The organism is Aeromonas sp. s9, from assembly GCF_040907765.1.
GTDB lineage: Bacteria > Pseudomonadota > Gammaproteobacteria > Enterobacterales > Aeromonadaceae > Aeromonas > Aeromonas caviae.
In genome coordinates, this window is record NZ_JBFOCK010000030.1 from 1 (window position 1) to 8,825 (window position 8,825).

Genomic DNA, 8,825 nt, shown 5'->3' on the forward strand with positions numbered 1-8,825 from the left:
GAGACACCTGAAACTGACCGGCATGGCGGATGCCGTGCAACAACAACTGGAACAGGCAAGTACCTACGAAGGGCTGCCCTTCATCGAGCGGCTAAGCCTGCTGGTCGAACACGAACAACTGAGCCGGGAGCAGCGTAAACAAGCTCGGCTGGTCAAGCAGGCGAGGCTCAAACTCCAGGCCACGGTGCAAGAGGTGGACTACCAGTCTGCACGCAACCTGGAGCGGTCACAGGTGGCAAACCTGGCCCAAGGAGAGTGGCTGCGCCGGGGCCAGAACCTGCTCATTACCGGCCCCTGTGGCTGCGGAAAAACCTACCTAGCCTGTGCGCTGGGCTACCAAGCCTGTCAGCAGGGGCACAGCACTCGTTACTACCGGCTGCCGCGTCTGCTACTTGAGCTGAGCCAGGCCAAGGTAGATGGCAGTTACGCCAGACTGCTGGGTCAACTGGCAAGGATAGAGCTGCTGATCCTGGATGACTGGGGACTGGAAGCGGTGAATGCCGAGCAGCGCAACGCCCTGCTGGAGATCATGGATGATCGGTACGGGAAATACTCGACGGTCGTGGTCAGTCAGCTGCCAACGGAAGAGTGGTACGCGAGCTTGGGGGACAACACTCTGGCAGATGCGATCCTGGACCGGCTGATGCACAACGCTCACCGGCTGTCACTGAAGGGAGAATCGATGAGAAAGAGGAGAAGTGAGTTGACCCAATCTGAACACTCGAGTTAGAAACGGGGTGACGTGAGCGCGTTAAGGATCAGGGTGTTCACGTTGGCCGGAATGGCTGTTCAACTTCGCCGGAATACGCACGCAGGCCGTGAGCGACTAAGGTCCCTTCATATCCCATCCGTTTCAAAGCGGCATTGGCTGTCTGTTCGTTGGTATGCGTCTTGGGATTTCGTAGTCCTGGGAAGATAAATTCACGATGACCGCTGATTGGCCGCATGAGGTCTAGGTAGGCAAGTGTTTGTGGCGTCAAGGGCACGTCATGACCTCTGCGCTTCTTCATTCTCTCTGGTGGGATCCGCCAGAGTTTCTTTTCCATATCGATCTCTGCCCACCGGGCTCCGGCCGCCTCGCTGGGGCGAGCCAAGGTATGCAGGCTCCATTCGATAAGGCAGCGGGTCTGCAAATTGATGCTGGCCTTGGAAAGCCGGTGCATCAGTTCTGGCAACTGGTTGGGGTTGATGCTGGGCATGTGCTGTTTGGCTGGCCGCTGAAAGACCTTGCTTATCCCCGAGCAAGGGTTGGCATCGATCAGACCAGAGTTGACGGCGAAGGTCATGATCTCGTTCACCCGCTGGGTGAGACGACGCACGGTTTCGAGTTTACCAGCAGCGGCGATGGGCTCGATGATCTTGATGGCTCTCTGAGCCTTGATCTCCATAACAGGCACAGTGCCAATCTCGGGGAACAGATACATTTCGAGCGAACGCCAGAGATCCTCGGCATAGGCCGGGGTGACGGAAGGACGCTTAACATCAAACCAGCGCTTGGCGACGGCTTCAAAGGTGTGCTCGCTCTGTGATAATGCGGCGGATGCTTGCTCATCACGGTGATGCTGGGGATCAATGCTTTGCAGTAACAGAGATTTGGCTTCGGAGCGTTTCTCTCTCGCTTCAGCCAACGACATCTCCGGCCAGGAACCAAAGCTGATCATGTTTCTCTGTTTAGTTAGGGGGCGGTAGTAACGCAGGCGCCACAACTTGGAGCCATTAGGCTTGATGACGAGCTCCAGACCAGCCCCGTCGCAGAGGGTGTATTCCTTCTCTTTGGGCTTCGCTGCTTTGATCTCGGTTGGGGATAAGGGACGGGTGATACGAGGCATAGGCATACGCTCCGGAAGGCATACAAAACGATATGCCTAACGATATGCCTAAAAGGGCTGGATGGCAACACACCCCATTGGACAGCGTAAGACAACAAAAAACCCGCAAAGCCTTATGCTATGCGGGTTTCTTGGACTTCGTTGGTCACTGTTGGACCGGTATTTGGTGGAGCTGGGGGGAGGTGACAACCAATCTTTAGTTTATCATTTAAGATCAATCAGTTAGATGACCTGTTCCAGTGAATCATTTCTGTGACCCTTCACTATGACACCAAAATTTGGACGCCGGTTCAACTCCCTTTTCAACTGTTTAGCTTAGAGATCCTGTCCTCAAATTCATCATCAGTTAACAGTCCACCATCTCGCAGATCGGTCAGTTTGAGAAGTTCATCCGATACTCGGACGGAATTTTTTTCCTTTTTAACCTTCTTTGATTTTTTAACTTTTTGTATTGTTTCAGCGATTGGTTGTGCTTCGTTTATCTTGTCCGCACGCTTAATCATCACTTCCAGTCTAGCCTGCCACTCTTGTGCGGTTTGGATTGCTGATTTATAAGCAATGCTATTTTTATTCGTTTCTCTAGAGAGAAAACAAACATCATAAATCGGATTTCCTGGGTCGTTGACTATAATTCGGAGGGTGATTCTATTTACCATCTCTGTATTGGTTTTTCTTCCTGATAAACCACCAATTACAGCCCCAACACCACCCAGCATAAGACCACCAACGATTGCACCTCCGATTTGACTGGAACGCACAGTCTTAATAATTGATTGCCCATCTTCAATTATCTCTGAACTTAAAAGATCATAACTAGGAAAAACTTTATTATAAGGTATTCCCTGAATGGTTTTTGATAGATAAATCTTTGAAAAATCAGAGTTTGTGGCGATATTGCAATCACCGGAATGGCTAACAAAATGAGCGCCAACATTAAATCCTGGAATTTTTGATATAGCAGACTTGAATGAGTTCTCTCTATCGGTATGGTTCGAAATCATGAAAAATATTGCCACAATGATTATTATCATTGCCACTGTGAATAAAGCGAGGGAAGATTCCATTTTTATATCCTAAAAACATTGTCTTATTAACACTACACTGTCGTAAAAATTAAATTCATTTAAGCGATTGATATATAATAGACCACAACTTTCTCACTGAATAATTATGGTTGTCGGTAAAGTTCCAGCCATTTACTGAGTTTCCTCCGAAATGCGTCTTTTGATGTAACGCTGAGTCAGCGTTTGTGCATCAATTAAATCTGCTGGTGTCAGCAGCCTCTCTAGGTCATCTCGAGCGCGAACAGCTTCATTATTATCGATGGTGGATACTGAGTACCATATATAAGCCATCTTGTTATCCTGTGGTCTGCCCTTACCAAGTCGGTACAATTCACCAAGTGAAAACTGGGCATCAGTATCACCTTGTGCAGATGCTTTGAGCCACCACTTCGCGGCTTGTTCATGATCTTGGGCTACTTCTTTACCTTCATCATATAGACTTCCGAGCCAGTACATTGCTTCGCAATTTCCCTGTTTGGCTGCTTTGCGTAACCACATAATGGCTTGCTGAATATTCTTTGCTACTCCATTTCCCCTCATATAGCACTCGCAAAGCGAGAGTTGGGCATCGGCATTCCCTTGTTCGGCTGCTTGGTGGAAGCCAGCTGCGGCTTTGCGGTACAAGTCGTTAGCTTTGGTTTTATCTTCTTGCACACCGCCGAAGCCAATGGAGTGTAAAAAAGCGAGTCGATACATTGCATCGGGATTGCCTAGTTCGGCGGCTTTGCGATACAAAATTACTTCTTTAGCCCTGTCTTGTGTCACTCCATCGCCATATGCATACGCCCTGGCGAGTTTGTATTGTGCTGCAGCATCACCCTGCTCTGCAGCTTGTATCAATTGCGATATAGAAGGCTTATTGCTCATTTTTTGTAGTCTTTCTCTCTATGTATCTTGTTGAAAGCATGAGAACTTTAATTGAGCGTGTACGTAAAAAAAAGAGCCTGGATACCACCAAAAAGAGAAATTTTTACATATCTCACGCATTGCAGAAGAGGGTTCATAAAACGACCGAATTATGACGCCAGCACTAGCAACGATCAGAGCATGACCATGAGAGATGAACGGTCACTAACTCAGATATCATTTTTCATGTCTACGTCTACAACTAACGTTGAACATTGTGTGTGGCTGTTGTTAATCCGAGACTAATCCCTTTCTTGCTTTGGCTCAAAATGTGTACCTTTTGAGCCACCTAAACCCCCCACTGAAAAGGGTGGCTCAAAAGTGTTGATTTCAATATGAGCTACTACTATATTGTGAGCCATAGTTTTTGAGCTATCTGTGGGGAATTGATATGGCGGTTATCGGGTATCTGAGGGTGAGCACTGGCGAGCAAAGCGTAGAGGCTCAGCGACACAGCATTGAGCAGATCCACAAGGTAGAAACGTGGTTCGCAGACGAGGGCATATCTGGTGCAGTGAAGGCATTAGAGCGCCCGGAATTCTCCGAGCTGTTCAAGTTTGTGCGGAAGGGCGATACGCTAATTGTTCCCGCCGTTGACCGTCTTGGGCGTGACACCATTGACGTTCTGCACACGGTTGAGGCGCTGCAAGCCAAGGGTGTGTCGATTATCAGCTTGCGGGAGGGGTTCGACCTGTCCACGCCAATCGGTAAGGCAATGCTGACCATGCTGGCCGCTGTCGCAGAGCTGGAACGCTCAAATATCAAGGCCCGTCAGATGGCCGGGATCGCCAAGGCCAAGGCAGAGGGCAAAGCATTAGGGCGAGAAAAGACCATTGATGATGTTGCCGTTGCTATCTGGCGGAAGGAAAACAGCGCAAGCATCCAGGCGACCGCCGAACATTTTGGGATTTCACCCGCCAGTGTGAAGCGAGCCTGCAAAGCAGCGTAATGACGATCCAAACAACACGCGAATAAAGCAACAACATACCGGCCAAGCGCCGGTATTTTTTTTGTCTCTAATATGGTGATCGGTCATCTATTTTTGTAACATGTAATCATTGTAACTCATTGAGATTTATAGGCTTATACATGAAGGTTTCAATATTGAAGCGTCAGCTCGCAGAGCGGATGGGTGAGGATGCGCACTATCTGGAAGGTAGGGACAAAGCGTTTTTAGCAGAGCTTGCCGGTATACCGGTTGAGCAGATTGAAGACGACGAGATCATCACTGGTGAAGGGGAAACCGGCTGGATTGAAGAGCGTGAGACCCATCTAGATTTGGCGGACAGGATGCGCATGGAAGTTAAGGAGGAAATCGAGAAGCAGCGTCAGCGCACTATTGAGCGTGGAAGCCTTGGCGGTTCGTATCGTATAGCGGCGGCATTGGCCCGCAATGGAGGTAAAGCATGATCCCGGAAACGCGTTTCGAACAGGCGCATGGTGTGACAGCGGGCAAGCTCTCATACGCTCTGAAACTGATGGACGAGGGAGACATGGTGGCGGCCCGCGATGTGATTCTTGAAGTTCAAAAGACCAATGAAGAGCAGGCCAGAGTTATTGATGCCCGGCTATATGGGGCTGTCCGCAATCTATGTGAAGCTAGGCGGATGGATAGCCGGAGATTTTTCGCATTACAGCAGGTGTTAGGGTTGCGCGAGATCGTCCGCTCCTTGCTCGTATCACCAGCCGGGGTAGATCTGATCTCTATGCATGTGCCAGTAGAAAATGATTTCTTCGTCTCCATGCTGTCTAGGATCCCACAATCGGCGGCATTAGCCCCCATAGACAATGACAATGAGCGGGCGGCAACCCTGACATATCAAAATGGGAATGCGCGTTTATGGACGATGTTCTGCGAACAGCAGCAGGGTTTGGAGCATGGAGAGGGGAAAGCATGAAGCCGCAAAAAACAGTCCAAGTAATACGGCTATCCCGTCCAGTCGCGGAACGTGTGGCGATATGGGCCAGTGCTCTGAATATGTCGCCTACGCAAATTGTGGAGCTGGCAATCACCCGATGGGAGCAGTTGACCCCGTGTGATGCGCTCGGAATAGAGGGGGGCCGCGATGCGTCGCACCTCCCCCGCCCTTGAAGCGCAGGTTGCCGCAGCTCTCGCGGCAGGATGGCCCATTGTTGCTATCGCCGAGCAGACGGGAATCAGCCTATCCACAGTGAAACGGATCCGGGGGCGTTCAGGTGTTCGCCCCGACTCGATGCGGGAGGAGTTGATAGAGGAGGCCCGCGCCGGATTGCGGGCCTCATTGTCTTCTGAGTTCGCCGCCTCGGAGGGCGCTCGCCTCGTCCGGTCACAGGTTGCACTTTGCAACCAAATCCATACCAAGACAGCCGAGCTGTTAGAGAGCCTAACGGTTGATAGTGAATGTGACAGGCACCAAGCGGCCAAGATCCTTTCAGCGTGTGCCACAGCCAGCAAGCTAGCCGCTGATGGGTTGCGCCGGGTTCTCACACTGGCAGCTGAGCCGGAAGTCGTTGAAGCACTGCCGGAGCTAATTGTTAGGGATTACACCGACGAGGAAATGTTAGCTATCAGGGCCGAGCGCGATGGCTGGAGCGATGCACCATCAAGGTGATGCAGGTTGACGGCGACCCCGCCCATGCTGCAAAGTAACCTTGTTATTTTGGCCGATGAGTCGGCCCTACCTCTTCGCTAACGCCCATTTCGCGGCGTCCTTTCGCTGGAATCCCCATAGGTACTGACACCGGCCCTAACCGGTCAGTTGTCGCTGTACGCGCTTCACAGGCGTTCAGGGGGATGAGGTGAACGAGATTTGAAAGAGGGCTTGCCGTTGGCAAGCAGGTAAAAAAAAGCCGCCCAATGAGGCGGCACAAAAGGTTTTAACTATGAAAAGAGTATCATCAGAGAGCTCGGTGCTCAATGACCGGTCATCAAAATTAACGCAGCCTAATGAGTTTGCGCTTGCCCGTCGCAACCTACACTGCGACGACTCCCCATCCCGAGACGAGCGGATTGCTAAGATGCAGATCGCCAGAATCAGGGATGCACTCAGGGGTGGGATGAACGTTGATAAAAGTATCCGGCGAGCCACAAACAGAGCTGTAACCAGCATCAGTGAAACAGCCCGCTGGACGCTTTGGCGAGCAAGGTTTCCAAATACAAAAACCGCCGCAAGAGCTCTCAAGGGGATGGTGCGTCAAAGCCTTGTCCTGTCTGGCTTAGCGTCCCGACGCGACTACGAGAAAATGATCTCGTCTGTAGTAAATATGTATGATCCTTCCTTTGTCCTTATCTCAACACCCAACTGGAGGAAGGAACCCCTTCGGCCATGGAAAGACTTATCAGGCTTGGAAAAGTACGCTTGGGTTACATCCGGCATGATGTATGAGAGGTGTAGCAAGCGGTACGTAGCCTTTTCCCTGAATTTATCCATGGAGGACGCAGCTAAGAGCCCCGCTGAACTAAAAGACCCCATCAGGAAGCGTCTGGGTCGTGCGCTAGGACGCGAGGTCGAGCACATGACCATGTTCTGCATAGAGAGAGACAGCGAGGGCCGTTCCCACTGTCATGGTATCTACTTCGGAAGCCTCACCGCAGAGCAGAAAAAGAGGCTCAAGAGTGCGGGCGGTGAATGGGATGGTTCAGACTCGCGCCGCCAGCGACGTACCACTGAGCGCTACGGCATGGGAGAGGCTATCGGTTGGGGCTGGTATATACACAAGGACATAGGCAAAGATGCCGAGTTCTACATCCCCCACGAGCTGACGCGCCTAGGACAAGCCCACTATGGGAGAATGACAGCCCTCCTTCTCCCTCACTTCATTGCCGAACGGGATTCCACGGTCAGCCAAAAGGCCGCCAGCCCTACACAAACCAAAGTCCTAAATAACCGTTCCGAAATGTAGATCACTTATCCGGGAAAGAAGGGAACTCGGCGTCGTTTGTGCGATCTGATTAATCGCCAAACCAATCAAACGACAAACGAGCCGAGCCCGAAATGATACTAACACTCCCCGACCATGATGAGCGACGCCGGATCATCAACAAGATGCACCGGACCAAAGATAAAGATCTCTGCCGGAGGCTCAACGCCATCTTGCTCCTTGCTGACGGGCACAGTGTCTCGGCTGTTTCTCGGCTCACAGCCGCCGCCCGGTCATCGATCAATCGCTGGGTGAACTGGTACACCTTGTACGGTCTGGAGGGGCTTGAAAGCGAGCCTCGGGGGCGCAAGCCGGTGCTGCCATTTGCTCACATCTCGGGTCTATTACAGCTGTTGATCCAGTTGTCTCCACAGGAGCTCGGATATCAGCGCTCGCGTTGGAGTACCGAACTGATGGCGCTTGAACTCAAACGGAGTTGGCGCCTGACATTGCATGCTTCAACAATACGGCGATGGCTGCCCAGGCTAGGGATTGTCTGGCGCCGGGCCGCGCCCACTTTGCACATCCGCGATCCCCATAAAGAGCGGAAAATGGCCGCTATCAATGAGGCCTTGGGACGCTGCAGTGCGGACCATCCCGTGTTCTATGAAGATGAGGTGGATATCCACCTAAATCCCAAGCTGGGGGCGGACTGGATGATGCGAGGGAAGCAGAAGAAAGTGGCAACTCCGGGCCAGAATCGCAAACATTACCTCGCTGGCGCCCTGCATGCCGGAACAGGTAACGTGACCTATGTGGCGAGCGATAGCAAAGACACGGACTTGTTCTTGTCACTGCTCCAAACACTAAAGCGGACTTATCGGCGCGCCAAGAGCATCACGCTGATCCTGGATAACTACATCATCCACAAGAGCAAAAAAGCACAGCGATGGCTGGCAAAAAATCCGAAGTTCATCGTGCTTTTTCAGCCGGTGTATTCGCCATGGGTGAACCAGATTGAGCGGCTGTGGCATGCCCTCCATGAAACGATCACCCGGAACCACCAATGCCGCACATTGGGTGAGTTATTACGTCGCGTGTTCTACTTCCTGGATCATGCCGCCCCGTTCCCCGGTAATGGACATGGGCTTATGCAACTGGAGCGAAATTAGGATCAGCTATTTAG

Annotated in this window: 10 protein-coding genes; 7 read left to right on the top strand and 3 right to left on the bottom strand. The window is 51.6% G+C overall.

Annotated elements, in window-relative coordinates; genetic code table 11:
* The coding region (gene istB / locus AB5Y54_RS05435) for an IS21-like element ISAs29 family helper ATPase IstB (RefSeq protein WP_214006188.1) at window positions 1–730 on the top strand (730 nt) is incomplete at its 5' end.
* A gap of 37 nt (window positions 731–767) precedes the next feature.
* Here the strand turns inward: istB and AB5Y54_RS05440 are convergent.
* The 3 genes from AB5Y54_RS05440 to AB5Y54_RS05450 all read right to left on the bottom strand — a co-directional run bounded on the left by AB5Y54_RS05440 (window position 768) and on the right by AB5Y54_RS05450 (window position 3,760).
* Complete coding sequence (locus AB5Y54_RS05440; protein WP_368153348.1) at window positions 768–1,829, bottom strand: integrase domain-containing protein; 1,062 nt, start codon at window positions 1,827–1,829, stop codon at window positions 768–770.
* Between the two features lie 302 nt (window positions 1,830–2,131).
* On the bottom strand, window positions 2,132–2,893 hold the full coding sequence (locus AB5Y54_RS05445; RefSeq protein WP_214002558.1) for an SHOCT domain-containing protein: 762 nt from the start codon (window positions 2,891–2,893) through the stop codon (window positions 2,132–2,134).
* A gap of 132 nt (window positions 2,894–3,025) precedes the next feature.
* On the bottom strand, window positions 3,026–3,760 hold the full coding sequence (locus AB5Y54_RS05450) for a tetratricopeptide repeat protein (RefSeq protein ID WP_368153349.1): 735 nt from the start codon (window positions 3,758–3,760) through the stop codon (window positions 3,026–3,028).
* A 406-nt stretch (window positions 3,761–4,166) separates the two neighbouring features.
* On the opposite strand from AB5Y54_RS05450, the gene AB5Y54_RS05455 reads away from it, so the two are divergent.
* The 6 genes from AB5Y54_RS05455 (at window position 4,167) to AB5Y54_RS05480 (ending at window position 8,811) form a co-directional block, all read left to right on the top strand.
* Window positions 4,167–4,748: a recombinase family protein gene (locus tag AB5Y54_RS05455; RefSeq protein ID WP_368153350.1), complete on the top strand. Its 582-nt coding sequence runs from the start codon at window positions 4,167–4,169 to the stop codon at window positions 4,746–4,748.
* A gap of 155 nt (window positions 4,749–4,903) precedes the next feature.
* Complete coding sequence (locus AB5Y54_RS05460) at window positions 4,904–5,209, top strand: hypothetical protein (RefSeq protein WP_158654839.1); 306 nt, start codon at window positions 4,904–4,906, stop codon at window positions 5,207–5,209.
* Complete coding sequence (locus AB5Y54_RS05465; RefSeq protein WP_270828951.1) at window positions 5,206–5,697, top strand: hypothetical protein; 492 nt, start codon at window positions 5,206–5,208, stop codon at window positions 5,695–5,697. The genes AB5Y54_RS05460 and AB5Y54_RS05465 overlap by 4 nt, the downstream gene beginning before the upstream one ends.
* 168 nt (window positions 5,698–5,865) lie before the next feature.
* Complete coding sequence (locus tag AB5Y54_RS05470; RefSeq protein ID WP_270828950.1) at window positions 5,866–6,390, top strand: helix-turn-helix domain-containing protein; 525 nt, start codon at window positions 5,866–5,868, stop codon at window positions 6,388–6,390.
* Between the two features lie 271 nt (window positions 6,391–6,661).
* Window positions 6,662–7,681 (top strand): hypothetical protein, encoded by a 1,020-nt coding sequence (locus tag AB5Y54_RS05475; protein WP_368153351.1) that lies wholly within the window; start codon window positions 6,662–6,664, stop codon window positions 7,679–7,681.
* A gap of 92 nt (window positions 7,682–7,773) precedes the next feature.
* Window positions 7,774–8,811 (top strand): IS630-like element ISAeme16 family transposase, encoded by a 1,038-nt coding sequence (locus AB5Y54_RS05480; protein WP_041206064.1) that lies wholly within the window; start codon window positions 7,774–7,776, stop codon window positions 8,809–8,811.
* The last annotated feature ends 14 nt before the right edge of the window (window positions 8,812–8,825 follow it).

Coding starts and splice junctions, on each gene's coding strand:
- AB5Y54_RS05440 (WP_368153348.1), bottom strand. CDS start 1,829: ATGCCTCGTATCACCCGTCCCTTATCCCCAACCGAGATCAAAGCAGCG.
- AB5Y54_RS05445 (WP_214002558.1), bottom strand. CDS start 2,893: ATGGAATCTTCCCTCGCTTTATTCACAGTGGCAATGATAATAATCATT.
- AB5Y54_RS05450 (WP_368153349.1), bottom strand. CDS start 3,760: ATGAGCAATAAGCCTTCTATATCGCAATTGATACAAGCTGCAGAGCAG.
- AB5Y54_RS05465 (WP_270828951.1), top strand. CDS start 5,206: ATGATCCCGGAAACGCGTTTCGAACAGGCGCATGGTGTGACAGCGGGC.
- AB5Y54_RS05470 (WP_270828950.1), top strand. CDS start 5,866: ATGCGTCGCACCTCCCCCGCCCTTGAAGCGCAGGTTGCCGCAGCTCTC.
- AB5Y54_RS05475 (WP_368153351.1), top strand. CDS start 6,662: ATGAAAAGAGTATCATCAGAGAGCTCGGTGCTCAATGACCGGTCATCA.
- AB5Y54_RS05480 (WP_041206064.1), top strand. CDS start 7,774: ATGATACTAACACTCCCCGACCATGATGAGCGACGCCGGATCATCAAC.